The organism is Streptomyces sp. Inha503, from assembly GCF_047215865.1.
GTDB lineage: Bacteria > Actinomycetota > Actinomycetes > Streptomycetales > Streptomycetaceae > Streptomyces > Streptomyces lycopersici.
Genome location: NZ_CP178360.1, coordinates 8,110,192 through 8,125,999, shown reverse-complemented (window position 1 = coordinate 8,125,999; position 15,808 = coordinate 8,110,192). Strand labels below are relative to the sequence as shown.

The 15,808-nt window shown below is 74.3% G+C and carries 10 protein-coding genes; 7 read left to right on the top strand and 3 right to left on the bottom strand.

What is annotated here, in order from left to right; all coding sequences use genetic code 11:
• The first annotated feature begins 169 nt into the window (after window positions 1-169).
• From scy to ACJX2R_RS34555, 5 genes are all read left to right on the top strand, one after another.
• Window positions 170-4,198 carry a polarized growth protein Scy gene (gene scy, locus ACJX2R_RS34575; RefSeq protein ID WP_413103301.1) on the top strand — a complete coding sequence of 1,343 codons (4,029 nt, stop codon included), beginning with the start codon at window positions 170-172 and terminating at the stop codon, window positions 4,196-4,198.
• Between the two features lie 259 nt (window positions 4,199-4,457).
• A complete protein-coding gene (locus ACJX2R_RS34570) occupies window positions 4,458-5,396 on the top strand; it encodes a cellulose-binding protein (protein ID WP_413103300.1) in 939 nt (312 codons plus the stop codon).
• A gap of 357 nt (window positions 5,397-5,753) precedes the next feature.
• Complete coding sequence (locus tag ACJX2R_RS34565; protein ID WP_413103299.1) at window positions 5,754-6,662, top strand: hypothetical protein; 909 nt, start codon at window positions 5,754-5,756, stop codon at window positions 6,660-6,662.
• Window positions 6,663-6,743: 81 nt separating this feature from the next.
• Complete coding sequence (locus tag ACJX2R_RS34560) at window positions 6,744-8,057, top strand: ABC transporter ATP-binding protein (protein WP_413103298.1); 1,314 nt, start codon at window positions 6,744-6,746, stop codon at window positions 8,055-8,057.
• A 107-nt stretch (window positions 8,058-8,164) separates the two neighbouring features.
• Window positions 8,165-9,025, top strand: coding sequence for an ABC transporter permease (locus ACJX2R_RS34555; protein WP_413103297.1), 861 nt, complete (start codon window positions 8,165-8,167; stop codon window positions 9,023-9,025).
• An 88-nt stretch (window positions 9,026-9,113) separates the two neighbouring features.
• Here the strand turns inward: ACJX2R_RS34555 and ACJX2R_RS34550 are convergent, their stop codons facing one another.
• Entirely contained in the window at window positions 9,114-9,431 is a 318-nt protein-coding gene (locus ACJX2R_RS34550; RefSeq protein WP_121824842.1) for an ATP/GTP-binding protein, read from the bottom strand.
• 209 nt (window positions 9,432-9,640) lie between these two features.
• Here ACJX2R_RS34550 and ACJX2R_RS34545 point away from each other — a divergent pair, with 209 nt between their 5' ends.
• A complete protein-coding gene (locus ACJX2R_RS34545; RefSeq protein WP_413103296.1) occupies window positions 9,641-10,681 on the top strand; it encodes an LLM class flavin-dependent oxidoreductase in 1,041 nt (346 codons plus the stop codon).
• Between the two features lie 37 nt (window positions 10,682-10,718).
• Here the strand turns inward: ACJX2R_RS34545 and ACJX2R_RS34540 are convergent, their stop codons facing one another.
• Window positions 10,719-11,111 carry an SCO5389 family protein gene (locus ACJX2R_RS34540; RefSeq protein ID WP_037951008.1) on the bottom strand — a complete coding sequence of 131 codons (393 nt, stop codon included), beginning with the start codon at window positions 11,109-11,111 and terminating at the stop codon, window positions 10,719-10,721.
• Between the two features lie 211 nt (window positions 11,112-11,322).
• Here ACJX2R_RS34540 and nucS point away from each other — a divergent pair, with 211 nt between their 5' ends.
• Window positions 11,323-11,985 carry an endonuclease NucS gene (nucS, locus tag ACJX2R_RS34535; RefSeq protein WP_262701586.1) on the top strand — a complete coding sequence of 221 codons (663 nt, stop codon included), beginning with the start codon at window positions 11,323-11,325 and terminating at the stop codon, window positions 11,983-11,985.
• Window positions 11,986-12,978: 993 nt separating this feature from the next.
• Here the strand turns inward: nucS and ACJX2R_RS34530 are convergent.
• Complete coding sequence (locus ACJX2R_RS34530) at window positions 12,979-15,681, bottom strand: ATP-binding protein (RefSeq protein ID WP_413103295.1); 2,703 nt, start codon at window positions 15,679-15,681, stop codon at window positions 12,979-12,981.
• Window positions 15,682-15,808: the final 127 nt, after the last annotated feature.

Here is a 15,808-nt window from a genome sequence, read left to right as displayed (position 1 = left end):
GGTCCGGCCCGGGCTTCGCCGATGATCTGACACCATTTCTCGGAAGGGCCAGCTCCGGTCCGACCCGGCACGCACCTCGCCTGGTCGGTACCGCAAGGGAAACCGTCGAGGGACCCCCGGGCACCGCAAGGGACCACGGGAGCCTGGAGGGTTACGGAGCCGGCCGCCAATGCGACCAGGGGACGGATGGGACCGCGCAGTGCGGGGCTACGACCGCTACGAGCCTGACGATCAGCTCTCGAAGTTCGAGGCCGAGATGGAGCGGCTGAAGACCGAGCGGGAGAAGGCCGTCCAGCACGCCGACGACCTCGGCTACCAAGTCGAGGTGCTGCGCGCCAAGCTGCATGAGGCGCGCCGTAATCTGGCGGCCCGCCCCGCCTACGACAGCGCCAACGCGGGCTACCAGGCTGAGCAGTTGCTGCGGGACGCGCAGCTCCAGGCGGACCAGCTGCGCGCCAACGCCGAGCGGGAGCTGCGCGAGACCCGGGCCCAGACCCAGCGGCTGCTCCAGGAGCAGGCCGAGCGGCAGTCCCGGCTCGAGGCCGAGCTGCACGCCGAGGCCGTGGCCCGGCGCCAGCGGCTGGACCAGGAGCTGGCCGAGCGCCGCGCCACCGTCGAGTCCCACGTCAACGAGAACGTGGCCTGGGCCGAGCAACTGCGGGCCCGTACCGAGGCGCAGGCCCGCCGGCTGATGGACGAGTCCCGGACGGAGGCCGAGCAGGCCCTGGCCGAGGCCCGCGCCGAGGCCCAGCGGATGACCGAACAGGCGCGCCAGCGGCTGGGGTCGGAGGCGGAGGCCGCCCGTGCCGAGGCCGAGGCGATTCTGCGCCGGGCCCGTAGCGATGCCGAGCGGCTGCTGACCAACGCGGGCACCCAGGCCCAGGAGGCCACCGACCACGCCGAGCAGCTGCGCACCTCGACCGCCAGCGAGGCGGACCAGGCCCGCCGCGCCGCGGCCGAGCAGACCCGCGCCGCCGAGCAGCGGATGCACGAGGCCGAGCAGGCGCTGCGGGAGGCGCGCAGCGAGGCCGAGAAGGTGGTCGCCGAGGCCAAGGACGCGGCGGCCAAGCGGCTCAGCGCCGCCGAGTCGGACAACGAGACCCGCACCCGTACCGCCAAGGCGGAGGTCGCCCGGCTGGTCGGCGAGGCCACCAAGGAGGCCGAGCGGCTGCGGGCCGAGGCCGAGCAGCTGCGGGACGACGCCCGCGCCGAGGCCGAGCGGATGATCGCCGAGGCGGGCGACGACGCCCGGGCCAGGGCCGCCGAGGACTCCGCGGCCCAGCTGGCCAAGGCGGCCCGGAGCGCCGAGGAGGTGCTGACCCGCGCCTCGGAGAAGGCGCAGTCCACCACCAAGGCGGCCACCGACGAGGCGGAGCGGATCCGGCGCGAGGCCGAGGAAGAGGCCGACCGGCTGCGCGCCGAGGCGCACGACACCGCCGAACAGCTCAAGGGCACGGCCAAGGACGACACCAAGGAGTACCGCGCCAAGACCGTCGAGCTTCAGGAGGAGGCCCGCCGGCTGCGGGGCGAGGCCGAGCAGCTGAAGTCGGACGCGGCCGCCGAGGGCGAGCGGGTCCGCGCCGAGGCGCGCCGGGAGGCGGTCCAGCAGATCGAGGAGGCGGCCAGCACCGCCGAGGACCTGCTGACCAAGGCCAAGGCCGACGCGGAGGAGACCCGCTCCGGTGCCACCGCCGAGAGCGAGCGGGTGCGCACCGAGGCCATCGAGCGGGCCAACGCGCTGCGCCGGCAGGCCGATGAGCTGCTGAAGCGGGCGCGGGGCGAGGCCGAGGAGCTGGTGACCTCGGCCGAGGAGCAGGCCGAGCGGGTCAAGTCGGAGGCGGCCACCGCGGCCGAGGAGCTGCGCGAGGAGGCCGAGCGGGCCGCCGAGGACCGCCGCGCCGAGGCCGAGGGCGAGCTGAACCGGCTGCACCAGGAGGCCGAGCAGCGGCTCTCCTCCGCCGACCAGGCGCTGCGGGACGCCCGCGAAGAGGCGGAGCGGCTGCGCAAGGAGACCGGCGAGGAGATCGAGCGGCAGCGCACCGAGTCCGCCGAACGGCTGAACGCGCTGCGCCAGCAGGCGGAGGACGAGGCCGCCCGGCTGCGCGACGAGGCCGCCGCGGACGCGTCGAACGCGCGCGCCGAGGGCGAGTCGGTGGCCGTACGGCTGCGCGGCGAGGCCGCCGCGGAGGCCGAGCGGCTGCGCTCGGAGGCCCAGGAGACGGCCGACCGGGTGCGCGCGGAGGCGGCGAGCGCCGCCGAGCGGATCGGCACCGAGGCCGCGGAGGCCCTGGCCGCCGCCCAGGAGGAGGCGGCCCGCCGCCGCCGCGAGGCCGAGGAACTGCTCGCCGACGCCCGCGAGGAGGCGCAGGCGGAGCGTACGGCGGCGCGGGAGCAGAGCGAGGAGCTGCTGGCCGCCGCCCGGACCCGGGTCTCCGAGGCACAGGCCGAGGCGCAGCGGCTGGTCGAGGAGGCCGAGCGGCGCTCGGCCGACCTGGTCGCCACCGCCGAGCAGACCGCCCAGCAGGTGCGGGACTCGGTCGCCGGGCTGCACGAGCAGGCCGAGCAGGAGATCACGGGGCTGCGCAACGCCGCGGAGCACGCCGCGGAGCGGGTGCGCGACGAGGCTCAGGCCGAGGCCGACCGGGTCCGCGCGGACGCCTACGCGGAGCGGGAGCGCGCCTCGCAGGACGCCACCCGGGTGCGGCGGGAGGCCACGGAGGAGTCCGAGGCCGCCAAGTCGCTCGCGGAGCGCACGGTCGCGGAGGCGATCGCCGAGTCGGAGCGGCTGACCGAGCAGGCCCGCGAGGAGGCGAACAGGCGCCGCGCCGACGCCGCCGAGCAGGCCGACCGGCTGGTCACCGAGGCCACCCACGAGGCCGAGCGGCTGCGCGCCGAGGCCAACGAGACGCTGGACGAGGCGCGCCGCTCGGCCAACAAGTCCCGTGCCGAGGCCGCCGAACAGGCCGATACGCTCATCAGCGGCGCCACCGAGGAGGCCCAGCGGCTGGTCTCGGAGGCCACCACACGGGCGCAGGCGCTGCGTACGGAGGCGTCCGACGCGCGGGCGACCGCGGAGCAGGACGCGGCCCGCACCCGGGCCCAGGCCCGCGGCGACGCCAACAGCATCCGCTCGGAGGCGGCCGAGCAGGCGGACCGCCTGATCACCGAGGCCCGGAACGAGGCCGACCGGCTGCACGCGGAGGCGAGCGGCGAGGCGGAGCGGCTGCGCGGCGAGGCCGCGGAGACCGTGGGTTCGGCGCAGCAGCACGCGGCGCGCACCCGCGCCGAGGCCGAGCGGGTCCAGACCGAGGCGGCGGCCGAGGCGGAGCGGATCCGCAACGAGGCGCAGGCCGAGGCGGACCGGCTGATCGACCGGGCGCGCGAGGACGCCAACAAGCGGCGTTCGGACGCCGCCGAGCAGGCCGACCGGCTGATCACCGAGTCCTCGGCGGAGGCCGAGCGGCTCACCTCCGAGGCGCAGGAGGCCGCGCTGCGCGCGGCGACCGCGGCCGAGGAGCAGGCGGACACCATGGTGGGCGTGGCCCGCCGGGAGGCGGAGCGGCTGGTCTCCGAGGCGACGGCCGAGTCCAACGCCATGGTGGAGAAGGCCCGTACGGACTCCGACACCATGCTGGGCGAGGCCCGGGGCGACGCCACGGCCATCCGGGAGCGCGCCGAGGAACTGCGTGCCCGTACCGAGGCCGAGGTCGAGGAGTTGCACGAGCGGGCCCGCCGGGAGTCCGCGGAGCAGATGAAGGCCACCGGCGAGCGGGTCGACAAGCTGGTCGCGGCGGCCACCGCACAGCTGATGAAGGCCGAGGAGAAGGCCAAGTCGCTGGTCGCGGAGGCGGAGAGCGAAGCGAGCCGGGTGCGGATCGCGGCCGTGAAGAAGGCCGAGGGTCTGCTGAAGGAGGCCGAGCAGAAGAAGACCGAGGCCGAGCGGGAGGCGGACCGGCTCCGGACCCAGGCCACGGACGAGGCACAGCAGATCGTGGACGAGGGCAAGCGCGAGCTGGAATTGCTCAAGCGCCGCCGCGAGGACATCAACGCGGAGATCTCCCGTGTCCAGGACGTCCTCGAGGCGTTGGAATCCTTCGAGACCCCCGCGTCGGGTGGCGCGGGCGGCAAGGAGAACGGCCAAGTCAAGACAGCGGCGGGTGCGGGTGCGACGAGGAGTGGCAAGCGGTCGGAGGGGTAACCGTATCCGGGGGGACGAGTCTCAGCCGTGCCTATCGAGGTTTCGCTTAAGTCTCGCGTCGGTTTCGCGTAAGTCTCGCGTCGGGCTGCGTCCATCACGGCATGTCCGTATCATCCCGACGAGTGACGAGGTCTCCGTCTTAACTCCACTCAAAAGGCTGGAGATTCAGCAGATCAAACAGACGTTGACTCGATGACACGCCGTTCGGCCCCCTAGGATTCCCTCTATCACCTCACCGGTCTCTTTCGACAGGAACCCCATGAGCGACACTTCCTCCCCCTTCGGCTTCGAGCTCGTGCGGCGTGGGTACGACCGCGGTCAGGTGGACGACCGCATTTCCAAGCTCGTCGCCGATCGTGACAGTGCACTGGCCCGTATCACCTCTCTGGAAAAGCGCATCGAGGAGCTGCACCTCGAGACGCAGAACGCTCAGGCCCAGATCAACGATTCGGAGCCGTCCTACGCGGGGCTCGGCGCCCGGGTCGAGAAGATCCTCCGTCTCGCCGAGGAAGAGGCGAAGGATCTGCGCGAGGAGGCTCGGCGCGCCGCCGAACAGCACCGTGAGCTGGCCGAGTCGGCCGCCCAGCAGGTCCGCAACGACGCCGAGTCGTTCGCCGCCGACCGCAAGGCCAAGGCCGAGGACGAGGGCGCGCGGATCGTCGAGAAGGCGAAGGGCGAGGCGGCCACGCTGCGCCAGGAGGCGCAGAAGGACGCCCAGTCCAAGCGCGAGGAGGCGGACTCCCTCTTCGAGGAGACCCGCGCCAAGGCCGCGCAGGCCGCCGCCGACTTCGAGACCAACCTCGCCAAGCGCCGCGAGCAGTCCGAGCGCGACCTGGCGTCGCGTCAGGCCAAGGCCGAGAAGCGGCTCGCGGAGATCGAGCACCGCGCCGAGCAGCTGCGCCTGGAGGCCGAGAAGCTGCGCACCGACGCCGAGCGCCGCGCCCGCCAGACGGTGGAGACCGCGCAGCGCCAGGCCGAGGACATCGTGGCCGACGCCAACGCCAAGGCGGACCGCATCCGCAGCGAATCCGAGCGCGAGCTCGCGGCCCTCACCAACCGCCGCGACAGCATCAACGCCCAGCTGACCAACGTCCGCGAGATGCTGGCCACGCTGACCGGCGCGGCGGTGGCCGCGGCCGGTGCCCCGGGCGAGGACGAGGCGGCCGCCCGCGGCGTCCCGGCCCAGCAGTCCCGGTGACCCTCGGTCACATCCGGAGCGCCCGATGCCCCGCGCCGCCCAAGCGGCGCGGGGCACGCGCATGTAAAACCCAAGCCCCTCCAGGGGGCACCTCCCAGCGGTAGCTGGGGAAGATTGAGGAGCGGGGGTCGGGGACGGAGCCCCCGCACGCGCCGGGGCGGAGCACCGACAAACCCAGCCCCTCCGGCGTTTGAGGAGCGGGGGTCCGGGGACGGAGCCCCCGCACGCGCCGGGGCGGAGCACCGGCCAACCCAGCCCCTCCGGCGTTTGAGGAGCGGGGGTTCGGGGGCGGAGCCCCCGGCGGGGCCGGGCGGGGCCCGGTTTCGGGGAGGGGCGGGGTGGGGCAGGCAAACCCCCGTGACCGACCGCACCCTGAAAACTCTCGGCTTCGCCGACGTCCCCGCCCAACAGCCCCTCACCTACCCCGGCCGCCCCATCACCCACCCCACCCTCCTCACCACCGGCGAACTCTGGGACCTCACCCCCGCCCCCGGCCCCCACCTCGGCACCTGGACGGTCAACCCACGCCCCGACGACGACCAAGCGCCCGAAGAGCCGCTGGACGCCGTCCTCCGCCGCCTGGGGCACCTCCCAACCCCCCACCGCCACCCCGTCATCGCGGTCGGCTCCAACGCCTCCCCCGCCCAGCTCCACCACAAGCTGTCCCGCCCCGGCCACCCGGCCACCGTCCCCATGGTCCCGGTCGACGTGCACGGCATCGCGGTGGGCTGCTCGGCCCACATCGGCCGCTACGGCTACGTGGCCTCCGCCCCGTACACGGCACCCGGCGCCCGCACCCCGCTCGTCATCAGCTGGCTGGACGCCGAGCAGTTGGCGGCCGTGGACGCCACCGAGTACCCCAACTACCGCCGCGTCCTGCTGCCCGGCAGCCGGTACCCGATGGTCATGCCGTCCGGTGAGCGGCTCGGCGGCGCGTACCTCTACGTCGGCGAGCGCGGAGTGCTGATGTCCCCGGACGGCACCGAGCGCCCCCTCCCCGGCGGCGGCGACCAGAGCGCCCTGCTCACCCGCCTGCTCGCCGGCTCGCCCCGGCTGCGCGCACTCCTCGGCCCGGACCCCCGCGCCTGGGTCACCCGCGCGGGCGCCGACCCCGCCGTACGCGGAACCGGCACCCGGATCTTCCAGGAGGAGGGCTGGGCGCTGCCGCAGCCCGACCTCCTCCGCTGCCCGGAGGACGAGCGGCACGGCGGGCCCGGAGGGCACGGCGGCCCAAAGAGTTACGATGCGCTCTCATCTCCCGAGTAACGGGAACCGTCAACGCGCCGTTAGGCTCCTAAGCCTCATCGGGGGCGTGCACGCCCGACCCATGCTCATGAGGGGCGGAGAATGATCGAGGCAGTCGGCCTGACGAAGCGCTACGGTGCCAAGACGGCCGTGTACAACCTGTCCTTCCAGGTGAGGCCCGGCGCCGTCACCGGCTTCCTCGGACCCAACGGGTCGGGCAAGTCCACCACCATGCGGATGATCCTGGGCCTCGACGCGCCCACCGCCGGCCATGTCACGGTCGGCGGCTATCCGTTCCGCAAACTCCCCAACGCCCCCCGCCAGGTGGGCGCGCTGCTCGACGCCAAGGCGGTGCACGGCGGCCGCAGCGCCCGCCAGCACCTGCTCTGCCTGGCCCAGCTGTCCGGCATCCCGGCCCGCCGGGTGGACGAGGTGCTGGGCGTGGTGGGCCTCCAGAACGTGGCGCGCAAGCGCTCCAAGGGCTTCTCGCTCGGCATGGGCCAGCGACTGGGCATCGCGGCCGCCCTCCTCGGCGACCCTCAGGTGCTGCTCTTCGACGAGCCGGTCAACGGCCTGGACCCCGAGGGCATCCTCTGGGTCCGCAACTTCATGAAGCAGCTGGCCTCCGAGGGCCGCACCGTCTTCGTCTCCAGCCATCTGATGAGTGAGATGGCGCTCACCGCCGACCATCTGATCGTGATCGGGCGCGGGCAGCTGCTCGCCGATATGAGCGTCAAGGACTTCATCTCCTACAACTCCGCGGACTTCGCGCGCGTCCGCACCCCCGAGGGCGACCCGGGGCAGCGCGAGAAGCTGACCGCCGCGCTGAGCGAGGCGGGCGGCCAGGTGCTGCCGGAGCAGGACGGCGCGCTGCGGGTGACCGGGCTGCCGCTGCCGCGCATCAGCGATCTGGCGCATGGGGCGGACGTACGGCTGTGGGAGCTCTCCCCGCACCAGGCGTCGCTGGAAGAGGCGTACATGCGGATGACGCAGGGCGCGGTGGACTACCGCTCGACCGTCGACGAGCGCGCCGCGCTGCAACAGCAGATGCCGGGCACGGTGCCGCAGGGCGGGCCGTACGGCCATGCGCCGGGCGCTCCGGCACAGCAGCCGGTGGGCTTCCCGCCGGGGACCGTACTGCCTGGCTACGCGGAACCCCCGGCCCCGCCACAGCAGCACGCCCCGGGCGCCCCGCACACCCCGGGCGCTCCCATGCCCACCGCACCGGCGGCCCCGTCCGCCGCTCCCGCCGCCCCCGCGATGCCGCCCACCGCTCCACCGGCGGTTCCGGCGACCCCCGCGACTCCAGCGGCTCCCACGACTCCCGTGGCTCCCCCCACTCCCCCGGCTCAGCCGCCCGCGGCGCCGTCCGCCCCCGCCGATCTGACCAAGAGCGACACCGAGGACGCCCGATGACGACCCCGTACCAGCAGCAGTACCAGGCGCCCGTCCCCCCGCAGGGTCCTCCGCAGGGCCCTCCACAGAGTGGTCCGCATAGTGGTCCGCAGGGTGGTCCTCCGCAGATGCCGCCGCAGGCGGCCCCGCACCAGCCGGTGCCCTCCGGGCCTCCGTCGCAGCCGTACGCCGGTGTCGGCCCGTACACCTCGCCGATCCCGATCCGCCAGACCCACCTCGGCAATGCGCTCGCCTCCGAGTGGACCAAGATCAAGTCGGTGCGCTCCACGATCTGGACGCTGAGCGTGATGGTCGCGCTGGTGGCCGGGATCGGACTCCTGGTGGCGGCGAGCACCAGCGACAGCGACTACGGGACCGTCCCCACCACCCTCCCCGGGTTCTTCGGCACCCTGCTCGGCCAGCTGTGCATCGTCACCCTCGGGGTGCTCGTGGTCACCTCCGAGTACGGCACCGGGATGATCCGGACCACCCTCACCGCCTCCCCGCAGCGCTCCCGGGTGCTGACCGCCAAGGCGCTGGTGTTCTTCACCCTCTCGTTCACCACCACGACCCTCGCGCTCGTGCTGGTGGCCCTCGCCAGCACCGGGATGCACAGCGGTCCGGGCGTCCAGGAGCCGACGAACGACCAGCTCCTGGGCGCGACGGTCGGCGCCGGGCTCTATGTGTCGCTGCTGGGGCTGCTCTCGCTGGCCGTCGGCTCCATGCTGCGGCACTCCGCGGGCGCGATCACCACGATGCTCGGTGTGGTGCTGCTCCCGGCCATCCTCCCCGCGTTCCTGATGATGTCGGACAGCCTCCGCGATCTGGGGGAGAAGATGCAGGAGTACTCCTCGCCCCAGTCGCTGGCCGCCCTCTTCCGGCTCGACGAGAGCCTGAACAGCGGCTGGCCCCAGTTGTGGGCACTGGCCGGAGTCACGGCGGGGGCCCTGATCGCCGCCTATGTGCTGCTGGAGAAGCGCGACGTGTAGGGCTCACCGGGCCGGAGCCGGATGCGCGAGGCCCGGGCCGGGCTGACCGCGCCCCGCGAGGCCCGAGCCGGACGTACCCGCGCCCGAGTCAATGTCGCGGCGCGTTACGGGACCGCTGGAGCTTCGCGCTCCGGCGGTCCCGTGCGTTCCAGCACGCCTTGTGCCAGTGGCGCCGGTCGTCCGCGCCCATGTGCTGCTGCCAGGCGACCACATGCGCCACCCCCGGCGGAATCTCCTGGTCGCAGCCCGGGCAGCGGTAGTGCTTGGCGGCCGCCCCGCCGCCGACCTGCCGGACCACCCACTCCTCCCCCTGCCAGGTCTCCATGCGGTCGAGGCCATAACGGCTCGTACTCTCGTGGCCGACGGGCGTTTCGCCGCCTCGCGGGCGGTTTCGGCGTGGAGACACGGGGCACCTCGACAGAGCTGGTAGCTAACGGGCTGTGACCAGCGTACGCGCTACGGTCACCCTCCGGGAAAGCCGTCATCCACACCCACTCTCTGATCATCATGAAAACTTCATGCCTGGCCGTGCCCTTGGCACGTGTCAGGCGTTAATGCCTATGAGGGGGGATGCCCGCGCCGGCACATCAGCCGCGACAAGGAGGCAGTTTCACGATGGATGTGGGGGCTTTCATCCTGGCCGCTCAATTCCCAGGCCAGGGACAGGAGGAGGCGCTGCACCGGGCGGTGCGGTCGGCCGAGCTCTCCGAGGAGACCGGGCTGGACGCGGTCTGGGTCGCCGAGCACCACTTCGTTCCGTACGGCGTCTGCCCATCCGCGGTGACCCTCGCCGCGCTGCTGCTGGGACGTACCCGCCGGATCGGCGTCGGTACGGCGGTGAGCGTACTGCCGACCGCGCATCCCGTCGCGCTGGGTGAGCAGGCGGCACTGCTCCATCTGCTCTCCGGCGGCCGGTTCACGCTGGGTGTCGGCCGTGGCGGTCCCTGGGTGGACCTCGAGGTCTTCGGCTCAGGACTGGGGGCGTACGAGCAGGGCTTCCCCGAATCGCTCGATCTGCTGCTGCGCTGGTTGCGCGAGCCCCGGGTGGGAGCGGACGGCGAGCGGTTCACCTTCCGCGAGGTGGCGGTGGTGCCGCGCCCCGACGACGCCCTCGCCGGGCCGGTGACGGGCGCCCCGCCGGTGGTCGTCGCCTGCACCTCGCCCACCAGTGTGCGGCTGGCCGCCGAGCGCGGTCTGCCCATGCTGCTCGGCATGCACTGCGGGGACGAGGAGAAGGCCGAGGTGGTCGGGCTGTGGCGGAAGTCCGCGCTGGCGGCGGGCCGTTCACCGGAGCATGTCGAGGCGGTGGCGGCCCGCCATGTCTCGGCCGGGGTGGTGCAGATCGCGGACACCCGCCCCGCGGCGGCCGAGATACTGACCAAGGCGATGCCCGGCTGGCTGCGGCAGGGTCTTGAGGCGCATGTGACGGTCGACGGCCGGGAGCGCCGGATGCGCGACCCCGTGGCCTATGCGGAGCTGCTGTGCGAGCTGCATCCGGTGGGCTCGCCGCGGCTGTGCGCCGACCGGCTGGCGGCGACCGCGGAGCGCACCGGGATCCACCGGTTCGCGCTGCTGGTCGAGGGGTCGGGCGATCTGGCGGCCACGGAGGAGAACGTACGACGGCTCGGTGGTGAGGTGCTGCCGCTCCTGCGCTGATACACCTCCCCCTGGTGGAGCGGCAGCGTACGTCCCGTCAGCAGTCGCGGAGTTCGGGTGACTGGTTGAGCAGCTGCCCCCGGACCGAGGTGAAGCGGGCGAGGCGCTCGTCGGCCGATGCGTCCATCGGGAAGACCGCCACCCGGTGACAGTTCTGGAAGGCCAGCCGCACCCCGAAGTGGCGCTGGAGCGCACCGCGTATCGCGTCACTGGCGAGTGCGCGGAGCAGTTGACCGCGTGCCTGCTCATCGGGCGGCGGCGTCTGGTTGTCGGCGAACTCCCCGCCGTCCACCTTCAGCTGGGCCACCAACGAGCTGATCATCTCCCATGCGTACGGTAGGGAGTTCCGGACGCAGTCGACGAAGGCCGCTTCGTCGACCTCGCCTCGCTCGGCCTGTTCGAGCAGGGCCGGTGAGACGTCGAGCGACATGGGTTCTCCTCTCGCGACCCCGCGAGCGGGGTCTCAGGGATGGGAAGGGCGGACGGCGACGCAGCGTACCCGTCCGACGACCGCCCGCTTCAACGGTAATTCGGCCACTGCGCCCGCACCAGGAGAATGGGCACACAACCAGCCATCGCCGAAGGGGTCCATCGGCGGACGAATCGCGTGCGGCGGTGGTGGTCGAGTAGCGTTGCCGACCATGCGTCTCGTCATCGCCCGGTGCTCGGTGGACTACGCCGGCCGCCTCACCGCCCACCTCCCCTCGGCACCCCGTCTGATCCTGGTCAAGGCCGACGGCAGTGTGTCCATCCACGCGGACGACAGGGCCTACAAACCCCTCAACTGGATGTCTCCGCCGTGCACGCTGAAGGAAGGCGACGACGATGTGTGGACGGTCGTGAACAAGGCGGGCGAGAAGCTCATCATCACCATGGAGGAGGTCCTCCATGACTCCTCGCACGAACTCGGCGTCGACCCCGGCCTGATCAAGGACGGTGTCGAGGCCCATCTACAGGAGCTGCTCGCCGATCGTATCGAGACACTTGGCGATGGCTGGACGCTTATTCGGCGTGAATACCCCACCGCCATCGGCCCCGTGGACATTCTCTGCCGCGACGCGGACGGGACGACGGTCGCCGTGGAGATCAAACGCCGTGGTGAGATCGACGGTGTCGAGCAGCTCACCCGCTATCTCGAACTCCTCAACCGGGACCCGCACCTCGCCCCCGTGAAGGGCGTCTTCGCCGCCCAGGAGATCAAGCCGCAGGCCCGCGTCCTCGCCACGGATCGGGGCATCGGCTGTGTGGTGCTGGACTACGACGGGCTCCGGGGCATCGAGGACGACAAGCTCCGCCTCTTCTGACGCGGAGCCCGCCGCGACGCGGGAGGCCGGACCCGCAAGCCCCCGGCCTCCTCCCGCCACACGCACTCGCACCCGCCCCCGGAGCCGGGCCCCTACGGGGGCCCGCCCTCCCCGGAGCCGGGCCCCACGGGGCGCCCGACGGCCCTCGCGACGGGCCGCCACACGGCGTTGCTTTCCCCTCCCCGCCCCTTCCCGCTACCAAGGGCTCCGCCCCTGGACCCCGGGACCTGGAGCAGAACCCCCGCCCAGAGCACGGAGCACAGCCCCACCACACGGCGAAGCCGCACACCAACGCTCCCCCACCCGACCCCCTCCCGCCACCAAGGGCCCCGCCCCTGGACCCCGGACCTAGGGCAGAGCCCCCTCCCAGAGCGCGGGGCACAGCCCCACCACGCTGCGAAGCCGCACACCGACGCCGCAGGAAGGGGCGGAGCCCCTGCCCAGGGCCCGGGGCACAGCCCCTGGCCGGGACTGAGGCAGAGCCCGTGGCCGGGACCTGAGGCGCAGCCTCTGGCCGGGACTGAGGCACAGCCCCCGTCCGGAGCGCGGGGCACAGCTCCACCACGCGGCGGAGCCGCACACCGACGCCGCAGGAAGGGGCACAGCTCCGCCCAGGACCCGGGGCACAGCCCCCGCCCGGGGTCTGGGCGCAGCCCCGCGGTCGGGACCCGGGACACAGCCCCTGGCCCAGGTTCTGGGGCAAAGCCCTCACCCGGGGCCTGGGGCGCAGCCCCGTGGCCGGGGCCTGGGGCGCAGCCCCTGGCCGGAATCTGAGGCAGAGCCCCTGGCCCGGGGCCCGGGGCGCAGCCCCGTGGCCGGGGCCTGGGGCGCAGCCTCTGTCCGGGGTCCGGGGCGGAGCCCCGGTTTCGGGAAGGGGCGGGGAGGGGAACAGCTCGCCGCAGGCGTCACCATCCGCCGGACGCCGTCCCTGAGCCGGTCACATCACGCCACGCGCGCCGAGCACCCCCTGGCGCGATCCGGCGCCCCGCGCCGCTACGCGACCGGGGTGGTGGCCGTGCTCGGCGCCGTGTGGGTCGTGGGGGCGCTCGCGGTGTTCGAGGTGTCCCCGGTGGGGGTCGTGGTCGGGGACGACGTCGTGGGCGTCGGCTTGGTGGGCTCGCCGGTCGGCGTCGTCGGCCTGCTCGTCGGCGGCTTGGTCGTCGGCCGCGGGTCGGAGGTCGTGGGGTGCGAGGACGGCGGCGAGGGCGGCTGCTCGGTGTCCGAGGGCGAGCCGTCGGTGGACGAGGGGCCGCCGGTCGCCGCGGAGGCGCTGGGCGAGCCGCTGCCGCTGGGCGCGGTCGGGGACGTGGACGACTTCGGCACCCCGCTGAGGCCCGGCTGGGGAGCCTGGCTGGTGCCGCTCGTGGGCTCGTCGGCGGTCAGGCCCTTGTCGTCGTCCTGCTGACTGGCCGAACGGTCCGGCTTGACCTTGTCGGCCGGGCTGTCGGAGTCGTCGCCCGAGGTGACGCCCAGGGTCACCACGGTGCCGAGCACGGCCACCAGCAGCACACCCGAGGCCGCCGCGACCACATTGCGCCGGGTACCGTGCGTCATCAGCCGCCGCAGACCCCCCGGCTTGCCGCCCGAGGGCCCGGCGGGGGCCGACGCGGCGGTGAGGGCCGTGGGGGTGGCGGGCGCGGCCACCGAGGTACGGGAGGCGGACGGGACCACCGCGGTCACCGCCCTCGTCGCCGCCGTGCCGCCCATGGCGGCCATGGGCGTCGTCGTCGCCACCTTCGGGGTGACGATCGTGGTCTCGGTGTCGTCCGCCGCTCCGGCCGGCGCTCTGTCCGCCGCTCCGTCCGCCGCCGGGGGCACCGCGTCGTCCTTACGGTTCCCACCGCTCGTCCCGAACGCCCCGGCCATCGCCGAGCCGGGCGAGCGGTCGGCGACCAGCGCCAGCGCGCGCCGCCCCGCGACCGTGCCCCGCTTGTCCGCGAGTACGCCCCGCAGCCCGATGGACGCCTCCAACTCGGCGCGGGCCCGGTCCAGATGGCCCGTGCACAGCGCGAGGACGCCCAGCTCATGGTGGAAGTACGCCTCGTCCGCGACCTGCCCCGCCAGCCGCGCGGCCTCCTGGCCGTGCCGCACCGCGCGCTCCCAGGCGCCCCAGTGCAGCGCCGCGGCGAGGGCGGGCGCGGCGGCGCGGGCCAGGAGTACGGCGGCGTCGGCGTGGCCCGCCTCGCGGCTGCCGATGAGCGCGGTCATCGCCGCGAGGATCGCGTCGGCCTCGGCGGCGACGCGCTCGGGGGCCACCGAGGGGTGCGCGGCCCACCAGGCGTAGTGCTGGGCGACGGTGTGCGCGCGCCCGGCGTCCTCGTCGGCGTAGCCCGCCTCCGCGAGCTGGGCGGTGACGCGCGCCGCCAGCCGGTGGTGCGATCCGGCCGGGGTGACGAGGCCGCAGCCGAGCAGCTCGCCGAGGGCCGCGTCCGCGTGGGTGTCCGCGGACAGCGCGCGCAGATGCACCTGGTCCGGGCATTCGCCGCCGAGCGCGACCGCGAACCGCAGGGCGTCGCGGGCCGCCTCGCTCAGCCGGGCGGCCAGCAGCGCGGCGGGGGACGCCGCCTCGGCGATCGAGGGCAACGGGGCCCCGGAATCCGGCGCGGAGGCGTCGTCGCGCCGGGCGTCCCGCTGCCGCAGCAGCGCGCCCGCCTGGACGAAGCGCAGCGGCAGCCCCTCGGACTCGAACCACAGGTCCGCCGCCCAGCTCGCCTCGACCTCGTCCAGGGGCCGTCGTGCGGCCCGCTCCAGCAGCTCGAGTCCGGCCGTACGGCTGAGCCCGGAGAGGAAGACCTCCTCCAGGTGGGAGTCGGGGGACGGCGCCGGGACATCGGGGGTGGCGGAGATCAGGAACGCGCATTCGGGGGTCGCGTCGAGGAACTCGTCCAGCGCGGCGCCGCCGAACTCGATGTCGTCCAGGACGACGACCGCGCCGATCTCCTGGACCGCCGCCAGCAGCTCCGCGCGGTCCGGCCGGTAGAGCGGGGCGCTGAGGACGGCGGCGTAGAGGTCGTGGAGGAGGTCGGTGGGGGTGCGGTGGTAGCCGGAGAGGCGTACGACGCCGTCGGGGGCGAGCCGCTCGCAGTCGGTGGCGACGGCCTCCAGCAGGGTGCTGCGCCCGGCGCCGGAGGGCCCGGTGACCCGCACCGAGCGGCCGCGGGCGAGCAGCCGGGCCAGCCGCTCCCGCTCCTCCTCGCGCTCCAGCATCGGCAGCTCGGGGAGGACGGTGCCGGACGGGCGGGGCGCGGCGGCGGCCCGGCGCAGCTCGGCCCGCTCGTCGGGGCCGTGGCGCTCGGGCCGGGCGGGGCGCTCACCGGGCGGGCAGGGTTCTATCTCGCTGCCGTCGACGGGGTTGACCGTGAGCAGATGGTCACCGGCGACGATGCGCGCGGTGCGGGCCGGGGACGCGGAAGCGGGCGCGGAGGAGGGAGAGGACGCGGAAGAGGCGGAGGAGGGCGGGGAGGCGGACGCGCCGGGCACCGGGGCGCCCAGCGGTGGCGTCGGTACGTCCCCCGTAGGCCCCGTCGGCCCCGTAGGCCCGGTCGGTCCCGCCGGTCCCGCCGGTCCCGGCGGCGCGGGCGGGCGCGGCGACGAGCCGTCGCCCGAGCCGCCCGCCGCACGCGACGCACCGGAAGCCACACCCGGCGCGGCCTCGTCGTGGCCGTGCTCCTGCGATCCGCGGTTCTTCGGGTCCAATGTCCTTGCCCCCCAGATGCGTGGCGTGCTGTAAGGCTCCCCGGCCTGCCTTCGCTTCTGGTCCGGTGCCGCCGTAGGGATTGTGTCCGGCGCTCGCCGAACCCCGGGCCGTATCAGACGGCCTGGA